Origin of the sequence: Streptomyces sp. NRRL F-5727 (genome assembly GCF_000719555.1) — a bacterium.
In the GTDB taxonomy this organism is placed as follows: Bacteria; Actinomycetota; Actinomycetes; order Streptomycetales; family Streptomycetaceae; genus Streptomyces.
Genome location: NZ_JOGX01000002.1, coordinates 115926 through 134290, shown reverse-complemented (window position 1 = coordinate 134290; position 18365 = coordinate 115926). Strand labels below are relative to the sequence as shown.

The 18365-nt window shown below is 71.8% G+C and carries 17 protein-coding genes; 6 read left to right on the top strand and 11 right to left on the bottom strand.

Going from position 1 to position 18365, the window contains the following annotated elements:
• Positions 1–66: 66 nt before the first annotated feature.
• Entirely contained in the window at positions 67–1026 is a 960-nt protein-coding gene (locus tag IF73_RS0102140; protein ID WP_234338134.1) for a COX15/CtaA family protein, read from the top strand.
• Between the two features lie 10 nt (positions 1027–1036).
• On the opposite strand, the gene IF73_RS0102135 is transcribed toward IF73_RS0102140, so the two are convergent.
• The 3 genes from IF73_RS0102135 to IF73_RS0102125 all read right to left on the bottom strand — a co-directional run bounded on the left by IF73_RS0102135 (position 1037) and on the right by IF73_RS0102125 (position 3602).
• Positions 1037–2116 (bottom strand): amidohydrolase family protein, encoded by a 1080-nt coding sequence (locus tag IF73_RS0102135; RefSeq protein WP_031002794.1) that lies wholly within the window; start codon positions 2114–2116, stop codon positions 1037–1039.
• An 84-nt stretch (positions 2117–2200) separates the two neighbouring features.
• Positions 2201–2545: a hypothetical protein gene (locus IF73_RS0102130; protein WP_031002792.1), complete on the bottom strand. Its 345-nt coding sequence runs from the start codon at positions 2543–2545 to the stop codon at positions 2201–2203.
• 103 nt (positions 2546–2648) lie between these two features.
• Complete coding sequence (locus tag IF73_RS0102125) at positions 2649–3602, bottom strand: heme o synthase (protein ID WP_402311816.1); 954 nt, start codon at positions 3600–3602, stop codon at positions 2649–2651.
• 343 nt (positions 3603–3945) lie between these two features.
• On the opposite strand from IF73_RS0102125, the gene tkt reads away from it, so the two are divergent.
• From tkt to pgl, 5 genes are read left to right on the top strand one after another with little or no spacing between them, the layout of a single operon-like run.
• Positions 3946–6033: a transketolase gene (gene tkt / locus IF73_RS0102120; RefSeq protein ID WP_031002788.1), complete on the top strand. Its 2088-nt coding sequence runs from the start codon at positions 3946–3948 to the stop codon at positions 6031–6033.
• Between the two features lie 36 nt (positions 6034–6069).
• Entirely contained in the window at positions 6070–7194 is a 1125-nt protein-coding gene (gene tal, locus IF73_RS0102115; protein ID WP_031002786.1) for a transaldolase, read from the top strand.
• A gap of 5 nt (positions 7195–7199) precedes the next feature.
• Positions 7200–8732 carry a glucose-6-phosphate dehydrogenase gene (zwf, locus tag IF73_RS0102110; protein WP_031002783.1) on the top strand — a complete coding sequence of 511 codons (1533 nt, stop codon included), beginning with the start codon at positions 7200–7202 and terminating at the stop codon, positions 8730–8732.
• Positions 8729–9799 (top strand): glucose-6-phosphate dehydrogenase assembly protein OpcA, encoded by a 1071-nt coding sequence (gene opcA / locus IF73_RS0102105; protein ID WP_031002781.1) that lies wholly within the window; start codon positions 8729–8731, stop codon positions 9797–9799. The genes zwf and opcA overlap by 4 nt, the downstream gene beginning before the upstream one ends.
• Complete coding sequence (gene pgl / locus IF73_RS0102100; protein WP_031002779.1) at positions 9796–10578, top strand: 6-phosphogluconolactonase; 783 nt, start codon at positions 9796–9798, stop codon at positions 10576–10578. The genes opcA and pgl overlap by 4 nt, the downstream gene beginning before the upstream one ends.
• Positions 10579–10611: 33 nt before the next feature.
• On the opposite strand, the gene IF73_RS0102095 is transcribed toward pgl, so the two are convergent.
• The 8 genes from IF73_RS0102095 to gap all read right to left on the bottom strand — a co-directional run bounded on the left by IF73_RS0102095 (position 10612) and on the right by gap (position 18337).
• Positions 10612–12138, bottom strand: a complete 1527-nt coding sequence (locus IF73_RS0102095) for a PH domain-containing protein (RefSeq protein WP_031002776.1) — start codon at positions 12136–12138, stop codon at positions 10612–10614.
• The gene (locus IF73_RS0102090; protein WP_031002774.1) at positions 12135–12635 is read right to left on the bottom strand and encodes a PH domain-containing protein; all 501 of its coding nucleotides are present in this window, start codon (positions 12633–12635) and stop codon (positions 12135–12137) included. Before IF73_RS0102090 ends, IF73_RS0102095 begins: the two co-directional genes overlap by 4 nt.
• Before the next feature lie 3 nt (positions 12636–12638).
• Positions 12639–14294 (bottom strand): glucose-6-phosphate isomerase, encoded by a 1656-nt coding sequence (pgi, locus tag IF73_RS0102085; protein WP_031002772.1) that lies wholly within the window; start codon positions 14292–14294, stop codon positions 12639–12641.
• A gap of 163 nt (positions 14295–14457) precedes the next feature.
• Positions 14458–14793 (bottom strand): RNA polymerase-binding protein RbpA, encoded by a 336-nt coding sequence (locus IF73_RS0102080; protein ID WP_003957010.1) that lies wholly within the window; start codon positions 14791–14793, stop codon positions 14458–14460.
• 77 nt (positions 14794–14870) lie between these two features.
• A complete protein-coding gene (gene secG, locus IF73_RS0102075; RefSeq protein ID WP_031002768.1) occupies positions 14871–15101 on the bottom strand; it encodes a preprotein translocase subunit SecG in 231 nt (76 codons plus the stop codon).
• 105 nt (positions 15102–15206) lie between these two features.
• Positions 15207–15962: a triose-phosphate isomerase gene (gene tpiA, locus IF73_RS0102070; RefSeq protein ID WP_031002766.1), complete on the bottom strand. Its 756-nt coding sequence runs from the start codon at positions 15960–15962 to the stop codon at positions 15207–15209.
• Between the two features lie 34 nt (positions 15963–15996).
• Positions 15997–17208 (bottom strand): phosphoglycerate kinase, encoded by a 1212-nt coding sequence (locus IF73_RS0102065; RefSeq protein WP_031002764.1) that lies wholly within the window; start codon positions 17206–17208, stop codon positions 15997–15999.
• 118 nt (positions 17209–17326) lie between these two features.
• On the bottom strand, positions 17327–18337 hold the full coding sequence (gene gap, locus IF73_RS0102060; protein ID WP_031002762.1) for a type I glyceraldehyde-3-phosphate dehydrogenase: 1011 nt from the start codon (positions 18335–18337) through the stop codon (positions 17327–17329).
• Positions 18338–18365 lie beyond the last annotated feature (28 nt).

Below are 18365 nucleotides of genomic sequence, written 5' to 3'. Positions count from 1 at the left end.
CGGGGAGACGACTCCCCCGTACCCCCTCGTGAAAGCGTGCACAAGCCCTTGCCTACGATAGGGCCCGTGCAGACCCCCCTCGCCTTCATCGCCCAGCGCTGGACCCCGTCCCCCCGGATCCTCCGGCGCGCCGCGCTCTCCGCCGTCGTGATGAGCGTGCTCATCATCGTCACGGGTGGCGCGGTCCGGCTGACCGGTTCCGGTCTCGGCTGCGACACCTGGCCGAAGTGCACGGACGACAGCCTCATCGTCACCGCCGAGCAGGGCTTCCACGGCTTCGTCGAGTTCGGCAACCGGATGCTGACGTACGTCCTGTCGGCGGCCGTCGGCTGGGCGATCATCGCCGCCCGCTCGACCAAGCCGTGGCGCCGCGGCCTCACCCGCTGGGGCTGGGCGCAGTTCTGGATCGTGATGAGCAACGCCGTCATCGGCGGCGTCACCGTCTGGATGGGCCTCAACCCGTGGACCGTGGCCGGCCACTTCCTGGCCGCCAACGCGCTGCTCACCGTCACGGTGATCACCTGGCACCGGGCCGGCGAGGGCGACACGCCCGCGCGCCCGCGCGTGCCCAAGCCGGTACGGAAGCTGTCCTGGGCCATCACGGTCGTGTCGGGCCTGCTGATCGTGCTCGGCACCACGGTGACCGGCGCCGGCAAGCACGCGGGCGACAGCAGCGACGTGCCCCGGATGCCCTGGGACTGGACGAACGCCGCCCATCTGCACGCCATCGCCGCCTGGGCGGTCTGCGCCCTCGCCGTCGCGATGTGGCTGGTCCTCCGCGTGGTCGACGCCCCGGACGACACCCGGGCCCGCGCCCGCGACCTGCTGATCGTGCTGCTGGCCCAGGGAGCCGTCGGCTACGTCCAGTACTTCACCGGCGTCCCGGAGCTGCTGGTCGCCGCCCACATGCTCGGCTCCTCGCTGATGTGGATCGCGGTCGTCCGCCTGGCCCTGAGCCTGCGCGAGCGCCCGCTGCCGACGGCCGGCATCCCGGCCCAGGCGGACCCGGAGCTGGCCGCGGCATGAGCCCGGCGGCTCAGCCCAGCCGGTAGACCCGCGTCGCGTTGTCCGCGGCGAGCATCGCGGCGACCCGCTGCGCGTCCCGACGCGACCAGGCGCCGTCCAGGACCCAGGAGCCCAGCACCCGGCCCAGGGCGGCCCGGAAGGCGCTGGCGGCGACCACGTGCAGCTCGGGCAGGCCGCGGGCGCCGCTGGAGTAGAGCAGCTTGCCGAAGGGGGCCAGCTCCAGGACCTCGGCGAGGACGTCCGCCGCCCGCGCCCCGGTGTGCGTCAGGGCGGCGCCCAGGTCCGCGTAGACGTGCGGGAAGGCGCCCGCCATCCGGGCCGCCGTCCGGTGGTGCGGCGAGCCGTGCAGCAGCACGAGGTCGGCGCCGAGCCCGGCGGTGGCGGCGGCGAAACCGGCCAGACCGGCCGGGTCCCGGTCCCCGGTGTGCAGCTGGAGCGGCCGTCCCGCGCCCACCGCGATCCACAGCAGGTGGCGCAGCAGCACCGGCGAGTCGAGGGGGCCCTTCGCGGGCCGGTCCGCGAGCCAGCGGCCGGCGGCCCGGCGGGCCTCGCCGCGCCCGGGGGGCTCCGCGACGGCGGCGAGGCCGCAGCGCGCGGCGGAGGCCGAGGAGAAGGCGACGGAGTGCACGGCGGCGTCCTGGACGGCCTCGGTGAGGTTGGCGAGGAAGGCGTCGACGGTGCCGGAGGTGTCGGCGACCTGCTCGGCGAGGGGTTCGAGGCGGACGATCTCGTGGGCGCGGGCGCGGCCCGCGGCGGCGAGTTCGGCGGGCCCGGTGAGGTCGTCCGGGAGGCCGGTGTCGACGAGGTACGTGGCGATGCCGGCGCCCCGCAGCAGCCGGCGGCCGGTCTCGGCGACGCCGAGCTCCCGGCGGCGGGCGAGGTAGCGGGCGGGCGGGCAGTGCGGTTCGAGGCCGAGGAGCGGCGGGCACCAGCGGCGTACGGCGAAGCCCGTCTGGGTGTCGAAGAAGGTGGTCCCGGACGCGGGCAGGACGGCTGCCGGGCCGAGGTGGGCCTCGAAGGTGCCGAGGCCCAGCTCCGTCCGGAGCACCCCGTGGCAGTACTGGTCCACCAGGCGCGGCGTGTCGATCATCTCGGGGGCTCCCTGCGTGGACGTGTCTCCACACGTCCTAACGGGTGAACCCCGCGCGAGGTTGTTGGCTGACGCCCCGCGGGGTCAGGCGTTCGCGGGGCCGCCGAGCTGGATCCCGGCCATGCGGGTCCATTCGTACGGGCCGGTGACGACCTTGGCGGCGAACTCGCCGTCGAACTCGTCGTGCAGGGTGAGGCCGGCCTGCTCGGCGGCCTGCTGGGCGATCGCGTGGGTGGGGGCCACCAGGTCGCCCCAGCCGCCGTCCTCGCCGACGAGGACGATCCGGGTGCCGGCCTGGCCGATGTGGGCGAGCTGGCCCTCGACGCCGCCGTGCTCCTTGCCGAAGGCGCGGATCTCCTTGGCCAGCTTGGCCGCCTTGCGCGCGTCGCGCGGGGCGACGGCCGTGGTCTCTTCCTTGGTGTCTGCCATGCCAAGGATGCTACCGAGCGGTAGATCGACTGACGACGGCCGGGCCGCGTGGGACAGCCCACACGACCCGGCCGTCGGAGCCGGAGAACCGCCTGCGGAGGAACTAGCGCAGGAAGGGGTCCACCGCGACCGCCACGAAGAGCAGCGAGACGTAGGTGATGGACCAGTGGAAGAGGCGCATCTCCTTGAGCTTCGCGCCGGTGACCTCGGCCTTGGCGCGGTTCAGCAGGGCGTGCGCCTCCCAGAGCCACCAGCCGCCGGTGGCCAGGGCGACGGCGGTGTAGAACCAGCCGGTGTAGCCCAGCGGGGTGAGCAGCAGCGAGACCGCGACCATGACCCAGCTGTAGACGACGATCTGCTTGGCGACGACCTTGTTGGAGGCGATCACCGGGAGCATCGGCACGCCCACGCGCGCGTAGTCCTCCTTCACCTTCATCGACAGTGGCCAGTAGTGCGGCGGCGTCCAGAAGAAGATGACCATGAAGAGGACGACGGCGGCCCAGGACATCGAGTTCGTGACCGAGGACCAGCCGATGAGGACTGGCATGCAGCCGGCGATGCCGCCCCAGACGATGTTCTGCGCGGTGCGCCGCTTCAGCAGCATCGTGTAGACGACGACGTAGAAGAGGAGCGCGCCGAGCGAGAGCCAGGCGGAGAGCCAGTTGACGAGCAGGCCGAACCAGAGGGTGGAGACGACGGCCAGGGTGAGGCCGAAGACCAGGCCCTCGCGCGGCGAGACCATGCCGGTGACCAGCGGGCGCTGCGAGGTGCGGTCCATCAGCGCGTCGATGTCGCGGTCGATGTACATGTTCAGCGCGTTGGCGCCGCCGGCCGAGAGGTAGCCGCCGAAGCAGGTGGCGAGCACCAGCCACAGGTCGGGCACGCCCTGTTCGGCGAGGAACATCACCGGAACGGTGGTGATGAGCAGCAGTTCGATGATCCGCGGCTTGGTCAGCGCCACGAACGCCCTGACGCGGGCCCCGAACGGCCGACGGCCCCCCGGGCCGGAAGCCAAGACGACCCCTGCGGGTCGGGACTCGACGGCCGTCACGCACACCCCTGACAGAGAAATTCCCAGCAAGTTCCCCGGATAAAGGCGGGGTGAAACTTGCGCGTACCACGCCACTGTAGACGTTGCCCAGACACCGATCTTCGCGGGGGTGGGGTCGTGTTGGCGGGGCTCACTCTTGAGCGCGTATCCGGCCCCGTATCAAGGGGTGGACACGGTTCGGCGCGCCGTTCGGGAGGCGGAGCGCCACGCCCACCGGCACTCTTGCTCCGAGCGCTCATTTGAGGGGCATGGACACGAAAAGAGGGGGCTTTTTCGGGGGTAGGCTCGACAGCGCCGGTACACCCTCAGTCACCGGCTACAGACATGTGGAGAGGAGCCCTGACCCAGGGTGAGCACTAAGCCGACCACCACAGACCTCCAGTGGACCGAATTGGACCAGCGGGCCGTGGACACCGCCCGCATCCTGGCCGCGGACGCCGTACAGAAGGTCGGCAACGGCCATCCGGGTACGGCGATGAGCCTCGCGCCGGCCGCGTACACCCTCTTCCAGAAGGTGATGCGCCACGACCCGTCCGACCCCGAGTGGGTGGGCCGCGACCGGTTCGTGCTCTCGGCGGGCCACTCCTCGCTGACCCTGTACACCCAGCTGTACCTGGGTGGCTTCGGTCTGGAGCTGGACGACCTCAAGGCGTTCCGCACCTGGGGCTCGAAGACCCCGGGCCACCCCGAGTACGGCCACACGGCCGGCGTCGAGACGACCACCGGCCCGCTGGGCCAGGGCGTCGCGAACGCGGTGGGCATGGCGATGGCCGCCCGCTACGAGCGGGGTCTGTTCGACCCGGAGGCGGCCCCCGGCACCTCCCCCTTCGACCACAACGTCTACGTGATCGCCGGCGACGGCTGCCTCCAGGAGGGCATCTCCGCCGAGGCGTCCTCGCTCGCGGGTCACCAGAAGCTGGGCAACCTGATCCTGCTGTGGGACGACAACCACATCTCGATCGAGGGCGACACCGAGACCGCCGTGTCCGAGGACACGATGAAGCGGTACGAGGCGTACGGCTGGCACGTGCAGCGCGTGGAGCCGCAGGAGAACGGCGACCTGGACCCGGCCGGCCTGTACGCGGCGATCCGCGCGGCCGAGGCCGAGACCGAGCGTCCGTCGTTCATCGCGATGCGCTCGATCATCGCCTGGCCGGCGCCGAACGCGCAGAACACCGAGGCCGCGCACGGCTCGGCGCTCGGCGCCGAGGAGGTCGCGGCCACCAAGCGCGTCCTGGGCTTCGACCCGGAGCAGAGCTTCGAGGTCACCGACGAGGTCATCGGCCACACCCGCGCGCTCGGCGACCGCGGCCGCGAGGCCCGCGCCGCCTGGGACAAGCAGCTCGCCGAGTGGCGTACGGCCAACCCGGAGCGGGCCGCCGAGTTCGACCGGATCCAGGCGAACGAGCTGCCGGCCGGCTGGGAGGAGAAGCTCCCGGTCTTCGAGGCGGGCAAGAGCGTCGCCACCCGCGCCGCCTCGGGCAAGGTCCTGCAGGCGCTGGGCGAGGTCGTCCCCGAGCTGTGGGGCGGCTCGGCCGACCTCGCGGGCTCGAACAACACGACGATCGACAAGGCGTCGTCCTTCCTCCCCCAGGGCAACCCGCTGCCGGAGGCGAACCCGTACGGCCGCACGATCCACTTCGGCATCCGCGAGCACGCCATGGCCGCGGAGATGAACGGCATCGCGCTGCACGGCAACACCCGCATCTACGGCGGCACCTTCCTGGTCTTCTCGGACTACATGCGCAACGCCGTGCGCCTGTCGGCCCTGATGCACCTGCCGGTGACCTACGTGTGGACGCACGACTCGATCGGTCTCGGCGAGGACGGCCCGACCCACCAGCCGGTGGAGCACCTGGCCTCGCTGCGCGCGATCCCGGGTCTGAACGTGGTCCGCCCGGCCGACGCCAACGAGACGTCGATCGCCTGGCGCGAGATCATGAAGCGGCACACCCGCGAGTACCTGAAGGGCGCCCCGCACGGTCTGGCGCTGACCCGTCAGGGCGTGCCGACCTACGCGCCGAACGAGGACGCGGCCAAGGGCGGCTACGTGCTCTTCGACGCCGAGGGCGGCGAGCCGCAGGTCGTCCTCATCGCCACCGGCTCCGAGGTGCACCTGGCCGTCGAGGCCCGTGAGCAGCTCCAGGCCGACGGCGTCCCGACCCGGGTGGTCTCGATGCCGTCCGTGGAGTGGTTCGAGGAGCAGGACCAGGCGTACAAGGACTCGGTCCTGCCGCCGTCGGTGAAGGCTCGTGTCGCGGTCGAGGCCGGTGTCGGCCTGACCTGGCACAAGTACGTCGGTGACGCCGGCCGGATCGTCTCGCTGGAGCACTTCGGTGCCTCGGCCGACGCCAAGGTCCTCTTCCGTGAGTTCGGTTTCACGCCGGAGGCCGTCGCCTCCGCCGCCCGGGAATCGATCGCAGCCGCCGCGCGCTGACGCGGATACGTACGACTTTTTGGAGATGCAACTCTCATGACAGACGCTCTCAAGCGCCTCTCCGACGAAGGCGTCGCGATCTGGCTGGACGACCTGTCGCGTCAGCGGATCACGTCCGGCAACCTGGCCGAGCTCATCGACCAGTCGCACGTGGTCGGTGTGACGACCAACCCGTCGATCTTCCAGAAGGCGATCTCGGAGGGGCACGGCTACGACCAGCAGCTCGCCGACCTGGCCGCCCGCAAGGTCACCGTGGACGAGGCCATCCGCATGATCACGACGGCGGACGTCCGTGACGCCGCCGACATCCTGCGCCCGGTCTTCGACGCGACCGACGGCCAGGACGGCCGGGTCTCCATCGAGGTCGACCCGCGGCTCGCCCACGAGACGGTCGCCACGATCGCCGAGGCGAAGCAGCTGGCCTGGCTGGTGGACCGCCCGAACACGCTCATCAAGATCCCGGCCACCGAGGCGGGCCTGCCGGCGATCACCGAGGTCATCGGCCTCGGCATCAGCGTCAACGTGACGCTGATCTTCTCGCTGGAGCGCTACCGCGCGGTCATGGACGCCTACCTGGCCGGCCTGGAGAAGGCCCGCGAGCGCGGCCTCGACCTGGCGAAGATCCACTCGGTGGCGTCCTTCTTCGTGTCCCGTGTGGACACCGAGATCGACAAGCGCCTGGACGGCATCGGCACCGACGAGGCCAAGGCGCTCAAGGGCAAGTCGGCCCTGGCCAACGCGCGCCTGGCCTACGAGGCGTACGAGGAGGTCTTCTCGGACTCCTCGGAGCGCTGGGCGGCCCTGGACAAGGCGCAGGCCAACAAGCAGCGGCCGCTGTGGGCCTCGACCGGCGTCAAGGACCCCGCGTACAAGGACACGCTGTACGTGGTGGACCTGGTCGCCCCGGGCACCGTCAACACCATGCCGGAGGCGACCCTGGAGGCCACCGCCGACCACGGCGAGGTCGCCGGCGACACCGTGCGCGGCACGTACGACTCCTCCCGCGAGGTGCTGGCCGCCGTCGCCAAGCTGGGCATCAGCTACGACGACGTGGTCCAGCTCCTGGAGGACGAGGGCGTCGAGAAGTTCGAGGCGGCCTGGAACGACCTGCTGGGCTCGACCGAGGCGGAGCTCAAGCGCCTCGCCCCCTCGGAGGGCTGACCACAGTGAGCACCGTCGACGGAGCCAACCCGCTCCGTGACGCCGCAGACCGACGGCTCCCGCGCATCGCGGGGCCGTCGGGCCTGGTCATCTTCGGCGTCACGGGCGATTTGTCCCGTAAGAAGCTGATGCCCGCCGTCTACGACCTGGCCAACCGCGGCCTGCTGCCGCCGGGCTTCTCGCTCATCGGCTTCGCCCGCCGGGAGTGGCAGGACGAGGACTTCGCCCAGGAGGTCCACGACGCGGTCAAGCAGCACGCCCGCACCCCCTTCCGCGAGGAGGTCTGGCAGCAGCTCATCCAGGGCATGCGGTTCGTCCAGGGCGACTTCGACAGCGACGAGGCGTTCGAGCAGCTCAAGGACACCATCGAGGAGCTGGACAAGGCGCAGGGCACCGGGGGCAACTTCGCCTTCTACCTGTCCGTGCCGCCGAAGTTCTTCCCGCTCGTCGTCCGGCAGCTGAAGAAGCACGGCCTGGCCGACCAGAAGAACGGCTCCTGGCGCCGCGCCGTCATCGAGAAGCCCTTCGGCCACGACCTCGCCTCCGCCAAGGAGCTCAACGAGGTCGTCCACGAGGTCTTCCCGCCCGAGGCGGTCTTCCGCATCGACCACTACCTCGGCAAGGAGACCGTCCAGAACATCCTGGCGCTCCGCTTCGCCAACACGCTCTTCGAGCCGACCTGGAACCGGTCGTACGTCGACCACGTGCAGATCACCATGGCCGAGGACATCGGCATCGGCGGCCGCGCGGGCTACTACGACGGCATCGGCGCCGCCCGTGACGTCATCCAGAACCACCTGCTCCAGCTGCTCGCGCTGACCGCGATGGAGGAGCCCGCCTCCTTCGACGCCGACGCGCTCGCCGCGGAGAAGACCAAGGTCCTGGGCGCCGTCCGGCTCCCCAAGGACCTGGCGAAGTCCACCGTCCGCGGGCAGTACGCGGCCGGCTGGCAGGGCGGCGCGAAGGCCGTCGGCTACCTCCAGGAAGAGGGCATCGACCCCCAGTCGACGACCGACACCTACGCGGCGATCAAGCTGGAGATCGACAACCGCCGCTGGGCGGGCGTCCCCTTCTACCTGCGGACCGGCAAGCGGCTCGGCCGCCGGGTCACCGAGATCGCGGTGGTCTTCCAGCGCGCCCCGCACTCCCCCTTCGACCACACGTCGACGGAGGAGCTGGGCCGCAACGCCATCGTCATCCGGGTCCAGCCGGACGAGGGCGTCACCGTCCGCTTCGGCTCCAAGGTGCCCGGCACCCAGATGGAGATCCGGGACGTGTCGATGGACTTCGCCTACGGCGAGTCCTTCACCGAGTCGAGCCCCGAGGCGTACGAGCGGCTCATCCTGGACGTCCTGCTCGGCGACTCCAACCTCTTCCCGCGCGTGGAGGAGGTCGAGCTGTCCTGGAAGATCCTCGACCCGATCGAGCAGTTCTGGGACACGCACGGCAAGCCCGCCCAGTACGAGTCCGGCACCTGGGGACCGGTCGAGGCGGACGAGATGCTCGCACGAGACGGCAGGAGCTGGCGCCGGCCATGAAGACCGACCTGACGGACACCACGTCCTCCAAGATCAACAAGGCGCTGGTGCTCGGGCGGCGGGCGATCGGCACCCCGGCCGTCGGCATGGTGCTCACCCTCGTCATCGTCACCGACGAGGAGAACGCCTACGACGCGCTGAAGGCGGCCAACGAGGCGTCCCGCGAGCACCCCTCGCGGACCCTCGTGGTGATCAAGCGGGTCTCGCGCTCGCCGCGGGACCGCGCCAACACCCGGCTCGACGCCGAGGTCCGCCTCGGCGCCGACGCCGGCTCCGGGGAGACGGTGATCCTCCGGCTGTACGGCGAGGTCGTCGACCACGCCCAGTCGGTGGTGCTGCCGCTGCTCCTCCCGGACGCCCCCGTCGTCGTCTGGTGGCCGGTGAACGCGCCGACCGACCCGGCGAACGACCCGCTGGGCGCCCTCGCCCAGCGCCGGGTGACCGACACGTACGCCGCCGAGCAGCCCATCCAGGAGCTGACCGCGCGCGCGGACACCTACACCCCCGGCGACACGGACCTGTCGTGGACCCGGATCACCCCGTGGCGCTCGATGCTGGCCGCCGCGCTCGACCAGGTCCACTGCAAGGTGACCTCGGCCGACGTGGAGGGCGAGGAGTTCAACCCGAGCGTCGAACTGCTCGCGATGTGGCTGGCCGAGCGGCTGAAGGTGCCGGTGCGGCGCTCCAGCTCCGCCGGGCCCGGCCTCACCTCCGTCCGCCTGGAGACCGACGCGGGGCCGATCGTCCTCGACCGGCCCGACGGTTCGCTCGCGACCCTCTCCATAGAAGGACAGCCGGACCGCGCGGTGGCGCTCAAGCGGCGCGAGACGTCCGAGCTGATCGCGGAGGAGCTGCGCCGGCTCGACCCGGACGACACCTACGCGGCGTCGCTGAAGTACGGCCTGGAGCGGCTCGACGAGGAGGCGGCCGTCACCGCCCCCGCGCCCGAGCGGCCCGTCGACGTCACGGCGGCCGTCGCCGAGGAGCCCGTCCAGGAGCCCGATCAGGGGCCCGTGAAGAAGGCTCCCGCCAAGAAGGCCCCGGCGAAGAAGGCGGCGGCCAAGTGAGCGCCCCCCGTCTCGTGGTCCACCGGGACAAGGAGCTGATGGCCGAGGCCGCGGCGGCCCGGCTGATCACCCGGATCGTGGACGCCCAGTCCGCCCGCGGCACGGCCTCGGTCGTGCTGACCGGCGGCCGCAACGGCAACGGGCTGCTCGCCGCGCTCGGCACCGCGCCGGCCCGGGACGCGATCGACTGGTCGCGGCTCGACCTGTGGTGGGGCGACGAGCGGTTCCTGCCCGAGGGCGACCCCGAGCGGAACGTCACCCAGGCCCGCGACGCCCTGCTCGACCGGGTCCCGCTGGACCCGGCCCGGGTGCACGCCATGCCGGCCTCGGACGGCCCGCACGGGGACGACGCCGACGCCGCCGCCGCGGCCTACGCGGCCGAGCTGGCCGCCGCGGCCGGCCCCGGCGACGAGGGGGGCGTGCCCTCCTTCGACGTGCTGATGCTGGGCGTCGGCCCGGACACCCACGTGGCCTCGCTCTTCCCCGGCCTGCCGGCGGTCCGGGAGACCGGACGGACGGTCGTCGGGGTGCACGCCGCGCCCAAGCCGCCGCCGACCCGGATCTCCCTGACCCTCCCGGCGATCCGGGCGGCGCGGGAGGTCTGGCTGCTCGCCGCCGGCGAGGACAAGGCGGAGGCCGCGGCCTTCGCGCTGTCCGGCGCGGAGCCGGCGGAGGCCCCGGCGGCCGGCGCCCGCGGCCGCGAGCACACGCTGTGGCTGATGGACACGGCGGCGGCCTCGAAGCTGCCGGCCGGCCTGCACCCGCCGGTCTCCGCCTGACGGAGCCTCGCTCACGGCCCCCGGAGGCCCGGTTCACCCCTCGGTGGACCGGGCCTCCGGCGTCTCCAGGAAGGGCGTGAGCAGCCCCGGTACGGCCTCGGCGGCGAAGGCCAGGCCCTCGGACTCGCCGGCGTCCAGGACGTCGTAGGCGCCCTCCCCGGCGGCCGTGGTGGCGGTGAGGGTGAGGATCCCGGCGCGCCGCTGGAAGTACGACTGCTTGACCGTCCAGCCGATGATCCCGGAGCGCTGCAGGGCGACCGTGCTCCGCCGGACCGCGCCGGACCGGGTCACCAGATAGGCGCCGCCCAGGGCGTGCCCGAGCGAGCGGTACGCGTCCAGCGCGAGCAGCACGGCGAGCGGCGCGAGCACCACGGTCCAGCCCGCCGCCACGTACAGCAGCACCGGGGTGAGGAGGGCCCCGAGGACGGCGAGGACGGCGGCCGGGAGCAGGACGGCGAGCAGGGCCCACCGCAGCCGCCGGGCGCGGGCGGCGCGCGGGTGGGCGGTGAGCGGGGCGGAGGTGGGCGGCGCGGGCGCGCGCAGCACCTCGGCGGCGACCCGGTCGGCGACGGCCCGGGGCACGGCGGGCAGCAGGGCCTTGAGGTCGGTGTGCTTCTCGTCGTCGTCCTCGGTGAGGCCGGTGGCGACGGCGTCGATCCGGGCGGCTCCGAGGAGCCGGACGCCCAGGGGTTCGACGAGTTCCACACCGCGCAGCCGGCGCTCCTCCAGGGAGACCGAGCGGGCGGTGAACAGGCCGCGCCGGACCCGGAGGGTGCCGCCCGGTTCGCGCTCCAGCCGGTGGTTCCACCACATCTCGACCCAGAGGCCGAGGGCGCCGACGGCGCCGGCGAGGGTGGCGAGGACGATCAGGTCGACGATCATCCAGGGCAGCGAGACCGAGGCGAAGCGGTCCCCTATCCAGTCGATCACCTCGGCCTGGGCGCCGAACCACTCGCTGACCTGCATGACCGCTCCGGCGGCGGCGCCGCCGAGCGCCGGGGCGACGAAGGAGACCGGGGCGTAGCGGATCCAGCGGGGGTCGAGGACGGCGAGCGTGCCGTCGTGGGCCGGGTCGGCCCCGGGGGCGGCCGTGCGGGCGAGGAGGGCGCGGCGGAGCCGTTCGCCCTCGGCGCGGGTGACGAGTTCGAGTTCGAGGGTGGACTCGCCGCCGCCGGTGGACTCGCCGGTGCCGATGCGGACCTTGACGAGGCCGAGGACGCGCTGGAGCGGGTTGGCGGTGAGGTCGACGCTGCGGATCCGGTCGCGGGCCAGCGAGCGGCGCTTGAGCAGGAGCAGCCCGGTGTGCAGGTCGACCCGGTCGGGGCCGATCCGGTACCGGGTGCGGCGCCAGCGCACGTAGTCGGCGGCGGTGCCGCCGCCGACCAGCAGGGCGGCGCCGGCCAGGACCCAGCCGAGGGCCTGCCCGAGCGGCCGGGCGCCGGCGAGCCCGGCGGTGACCGGGACGCCCGCGCCGGCCGCGACCCCGCAGAGGACGGCGGCGGTGACGAGGAGGGTGCGCCGGTCGAGGCCCTGCCACTCCCCCTCGCCGGCGGGGCTCACGTGGCGTCCCCGGGGGTGGCCCGGGTGAGCGCGGTGAGCCGTTCGGCGAGCTCCGCGGCGAGCTCGTGGTCGAGCCCCTCGGCGCGGAGGGCGCCCTTGGAGGAGGCGGTGGTCACGGTGACGGTGGCGAGCCCGAAGAGCTGCTCCAGCGGGCCGCGTACGGTGTCCACGGTCTGGATCCGTGACATGGGGGCGATCCGCCACTCCTGCCACAGGGCGCCCGTGCGCACGTACACGGCCTCGTCGGTGACCTCCCAGCGGTGCACCCGGTACCACCAGGCGGGGAGGGACGCGGTGCCGGCCAGTCCGGCCGCCCCGAGGACGCCGGCCGCGGTGAGCAGCCAGCTCCTGGCCGGGTCGATCAGCAGACCGAGCACGGCCAGGACGGCGACCGGGACGGCGGCGCCGAGGAGGCACCGGGTGCGCCACCAGCCGACGGCCCTGCGGTCCACGGCGTTCCTGGGCGGCCGGAGCCGTACCGCGCCCTCCCCCGCCATCACTCAGCTCCGGCCGCGCAGCGCACGGTAGGCGGAGACGAGGGCCGCGGTGGAGCTGTCGAGGCCCTCGGCGCTCGCGTCGCCGGTGAGGACGGGCTCGATCTTCTTGGCGAGGACCTTGCCGAGCTCGACGCCCCACTGGTCGAAGGAGTCGATGTTCCAGATCGCGCCCTGGACGAAGACCTTGTGCTCGTAGAGCGCCACCAGCTGGCCGAGGACCGAGGGCGTGAGGGCGTCGGCGAGGATGGTGGTGGTGGGGTGGTTGCCCTGGAAGGTCTTGTGCGGGACGAGCTCCTCGGGCACGCCCTCGGCGCGCACCTCCTCGGGCGTCTTGCCGAAGGCGAGGGCCTGGGTCTGGGCGAAGAAGTTCGCCATCAGCAGGTCGTGCTGGGCGACGAGCCCGGGCAGCAGGTCGGCGACGGGCCGCGCGAAGCCGATGAAGTCGGCGGGGATGACCTTGGTGCCCTGGTGGATCAACTGGTAGTAGGCGTGCTGCCCGTTGGTGCCGGGGGTGCCCCAGACGACCGGGCCGGTCTGCCAGTCGACGGGCTCGCCCTGGCGGTCCACGGACTTGCCGTTGGACTCCATGTCGAGCTGCTGGAGGTAGGCGGTGAACTTGGACAGGTAGTGCGAGTACGGCAGGACGGCGTGCGACTGGGCGTCGAAGAAGCCGCCGTACCAGACGCCGAGGAGGCCGAGGAGCAGCGGCGCGTTCTCCTCCGCGGGGGCGGTGCGGAAGTGCTCGTCGACGAGGTGGAAGCCGTCGAGCATCTCGCGGAAGTGGTCCGGCCCGATGGCGATCATCAGGGAGAGGCCGATGGCGGAGTCGTACGAGTAGCGGCCGCCGACCCAGTCCCAGAACTCGAACATGTTGGCCGTGTCGATGCCGAAGTCCTGGACCTTCTCGGCGTTGGTGGAGAGCGCCACGAAGTGCCGGGCGACGGCCTCCTGGCCGGCTCCGAGACCGGTGAGGAGCCAGTCGCGGGCGGAGGTCGCGTTGGTGACGGTCTCGATGGTGGTGAAGGTCTTCGAGGCGACGATGAAGAGCGTCTCGGCCGGGTCGAGGTCGCGGACGGCCTCGTGGAGGTCGGCGCCGTCGACGTTGGAGACGAAACGGAACGTCAGGTCGCGCTGCGTGTAGGCGCGCAGGACCTCGTAGGCCATGGCGGGGCCGAGGTCGGAGCCGCCGATGCCGATGTTGACGATGTTCCTGACGCGCTTGCCGGTGTGGCCGGTCCAGGCGCCGGAGCGGACCTGGTCGGCGAAGCCGGCCATCTTGTCGAGGACGGCGTGGACCTTGGGGACCACGTTCTCTCCGTCCACCTCGATCACCGCCTCGCGGGGGGCGCGCAGCGCGGTGTGGAGGACGGCCCGGTCCTCGGTGGTGTTGATCTTCTCGCCGCGGAACATGGCGTCGCGCAGCTCCGCCACGCCGGTGGCGGCGGCCAGCTCGCGCAGCAGCTCCAGCGTCTCGTCGGTGACGAGCTGCTTGGAGTAGTCCAGGTGGAGGTCACCGACCCGCAGGGTGTAGCCGGTGCCGCGCTCCGGGTCGGCCGCGAACAGCTCGCGCAGGTGGGTGGCGCCCAGCTGCTCCCGGTGCTTGCCGAGGGCCGCCCACTCGGGCAGCCGGTTGAGCCTGATGCGTCCTTCAGTGGTCATTTCGGACATCGCCCACTTCTTCTCGTACGTGTCTGCCCCGCTGCTCCTCCAACCTAGTTGATCGGCCGGGGCATTCCGTGCCACCGGTCCCGGACACGACGAAGGGCCCGGCCCGCGAACCGGGTTCGCGGGCAGGGCCCTTGGCCTGCTGTTCAGCCGTCGTTCAGATCTCGCCCCGGAGCTTGGCGAGCGCCTCGGCGAGGATCGCCTCGCCGTCGGCGTCGCTGCGCCGCTCACGGACATAGGCGAGGTGGGTCTTGTACGGCTCGGTGCGCGGGGGGTCCGGCGGGTTGTCCCGGTCCTGGCCGGCCGGGAACCCGCAGCGGGGGCAGTCCCAGGTGTCCGGGACCTGCGCGTCGCTCGCGAAACTCGGCTGGGTCTCGTGCCCGTTCGAGCACCAGAAGGAGATGCGGAGGCGCGGCGCCGACTCGCCCCGCTCGGCCTCCCCCATCGGCCCCGCTCCGACCCGGCTTCCCCGGATCGCGTTGCCACTTGCCACGGTCGTAACTCCCTGCGTGATGGTGCTCGAAGATGCCCCAGTCTACGGAAGGCCCAACGCGCGTCCAGTGTGCGGAGTTACCCGTCCAGCTTCATGAGCAGACCAAGTACCACAATGCACGCGAACCACAGCACCCCGACCACGACCGTGATCCGGTCGAGGTTGCGCTCGGCGACCGAGGAGCCGCCGACGGAGGACTGCATGCCGCCACCGAACATGTCGGAGAGGCCGCCGCCCTTCCCCTTGTGCATCAGCACCAGCAGCATCAGCAGGCCGCTGAAGACGATCAGGGCGATCGAGAACCCCATAACCACGGCTGGACCAACTTCCTCGGAGCTTGAAAAGGGACGGGGGCCGGGCACCTGCCCGACCCCCGCAAGGGTACGACGGATCACCTCCGCCGCTCTACATCGTCACTGGTCGCGGAAGCGGACGATCTTGACGAACTCGTCCGCGTCCAGCGAGGCACCGCCGACCAGGGCGCCGTCGATGTCGGGCTGCGCCATGATCTCGGCGACGTTGCCGCCCTTGACGGAGCCGCCGTACTGGATGCGGATCTTGTCGGCGACGTCCTGCGTGTAGAGCTCGGCGAGCTTGCCGCGGATGGCCCCGCAGACCTCCTGGGCGTCGGCGGCGCCGCAGACCTTGCCGGTGCCGATGGCCCAGACCGGCTCGTAGGCGATGACGATCGTCTCGGCCTGCTCGGCCGGGACGCCCTTCAGGCCGCCCTCGACCTGGGCGAGGGTGTGCGTGACGGCGTCGCCCGCCTCGCGCACCTCCAGCTCCTCGCCGACGCAGAGGATCGGGGTGATGCCGTGGGCGAAGGCGGCCTTCACCTTGGCGTTGCACAGCTCGTCGGACTCGCCGTGGTACTGGCGGCGCTCGGAGTGGCCGACGGCGACGAAGCCGGTGTTCAGCTTGGCGAGCATGGCGCCGGAGATCTCGCCGGTGTACGCGCCGGACTCGTGGGCCGACAGGTCCTGGGCGCCGTACTTGATCTTGAGCTTGTCGCCCTCGATCAGGGTCTGCACGGAGCGCAGGTCGGTGAAGGGGACGAGGACGGCGACCTCACAGCCGGCGTAGTCCTTGTCGGTGAGCGAGAAGGCGAGCTTCTGGACGTGGGCGATGGCCTCCAGGTGGTTGAGGTTCATCTTCCAGTTGCCCGCCATCAGCGGGGTGCGGGTGGTCTCGGTCATGGGGTGATCACTTCTCCAGTGCGACGAGGCCGGGGAGCTTCTTGCCCTCGAGGTATTCGAGGGAGGCGCCGCCACCGGTCGAGATGTGGCCGAAAGCGTTCTCGTCGAAGCCCAGGATGCGGACCGCGGCGGCGGAGTCGCCGCCGCCGACCACGGTGAAGGCCGGGGAGTCGACGAGCGCCTGGGCGACGGCCCTGGTGCCCTCGGCGTAGTCGGGGTGCTCGAAGACGCCCATCGGGCCGTTCCAGAAGACGGTGGCCGCGTCGGCGAGCTTCGAGGCGTACAGCTTGCGGGTCTCCGGGCCGATGTCCAGGCCCTCCTGGTCGGCCGGGATGGCGTCCGCGGCGACCGTGGTGGGGTTCGTCGGGGCCTTGGCCTTGAGGTCCGGGAAGGACGGCGAGACCAGGACGTCGACGGGGAGGACGAACTCCACGCCCTTCTCCTCGGCCCGCTTGAGGTAGTCGAGCACGGCCGGGATCTGGTCCTCCTGGAGGAGGGAGATGCCGACCTCGTGGCCCTGGGCCTTGAGGAAGGTGTAGGCCATGCCGCCGCCGACGAGGATGCGGTCGGCCTTCTCCAGGAGGTGGTCGATCACGCCGAGCTTGTCGGAGACCTTGGCGCCGCCGAGGACGACCGCGTACGGCCGCCGGACGTCCTCGGTCAGCTTCTTGAGGACGCCGACCTCGGTGGCGATGAGGTAGCCGGCGGCGTGCGGCAGCTTGCCCGGGAGGTCGTAGACCGAAGCGTGCTTGCGGTGGACGGCGCCGAAGCCGTCGCCGACGTAGAGGTCGGCGAGGGCGGCCAGCTGGTCGGCGAAGGCGTCGCGCTCGGCGTCGTCCTTCGAGGTCTCGCCGGCGTTGAAGCGCAGGTTCTCGATGACGGCGACGCCGCCGTCGGCCAGGCCCGCGACGGTCGCGCGGGCGGACTCGCCGACGGTGTCGGTGGCGAAGGCCACCTCGGCGCCGAGCAGTTCGCCGAGCCGCGCGGCGGCGGGGGCGAGGGAGAACGCCGGGTCCGGGGCACCCTTGGGACGGCCCAGGTGGGAGGCGACCACGACCCGGGCGCCGGCCTCGGCGAGCGCCTTGACCGTGGGGACGACGGCGCGGATGCGGCCGTCGTCGGTGATGGTGGTGCCTTCGAGCGGCACGTTGAGATCGGCGCGGACGAACACCCGCTTGCCCTCGACGCCCTCGCCGAGAAGCTCGTCGATCGTCTTCATCTGTTCACTGACTCCTTGGTACGCGGTGGAGCACACGAGACAGGGCCCGCGCAGCGCTTCGTCGCGCTGCCCGAGCCCTGCTCACATCGAAAGCCCTGCCCTGTCGAACCCTAGTACCTCAGAGCCGGCCGCCGACGAAGGTGGTGAGGTCGACGAGACGGTTGGAGTAGCCCCACTCGTTGTCGTACCAGCCGAGGACCTTGACGCTGTTGCCGTCCTGGACCATGGTCAGCGAGGAGTCGAAGGTGCACGACGCCGGGTCGCTGACGATGTCCGAGGAGACGATCGGGTCCTCGGTGTAGAAGAGGATGCCCTTGAGCGGGCCGTCCTCGGCCGCCTTCTTGAAGGCGGCGTTGACCTCGTCCTTGGTGACCTCGCGGTCCAGGGTGACGACCAGGTCGGTGGCGGAGCCGGTGGGGACCGGGACGCGCATGGCGATGCCGTCCAGCTTGCCCTTGAGCTGCGGGAGGACCAGGGCGGTGGCCTTGGCGGCACCGGTCGTGGTCGGGATGATGTTCTCCGCGGCGGCGCGGGCGCGGCGCAGGTCCTTGTGCGGGAAGTCCAGGATGCGCTGGTCGTTGGTGTACGCGTGGACCGTGGTCATGAGACCGCGGACGATGCCGAAGTTCTCGTCGAGGACCTTGGCCATCGGGGCGACGCAGTTGGTCGTGCAGGACGCGTTCGAGATGACGTGGTGGTTCGCCGGGTCGTACTTGTCCTGGTTGACGCCCATCACGATGGTGATGTCCTCGTCCTTGGCCGGAGCCGAGATGAGGACCTTCTTGGCGCCGCCGGCGAGGTGCTTCGCGGCGTCCTCGCGCTTGGTGAAGATGCCGGTGGACTCGATGACGACGTCGACGCCCAGCTCGCCCCACGGGATGTCGGCGGGGTCGCGCTCGGACAGCACCTTGATGGTGTGGCCGTCGACGGTGATGGTGTCGGCGGTGTGGGAGACCTCGGCCTTGAGGCGGCCCAGAATGGTGTCGTACTTCAGCAGGTGAGCCGTGGTCGCGGTGTCGCCCAGGTCGTTGACGGCCACGACCTCGATGTCGGCACCCTGCTCAAGGAGCGCGCGGAAGTAGTTGCGACCGATACGGCCAAAGCCGTTGATGCCTACGCGGATCGTCACGAACCGATCTCCTCGTTAGGAACGCCGG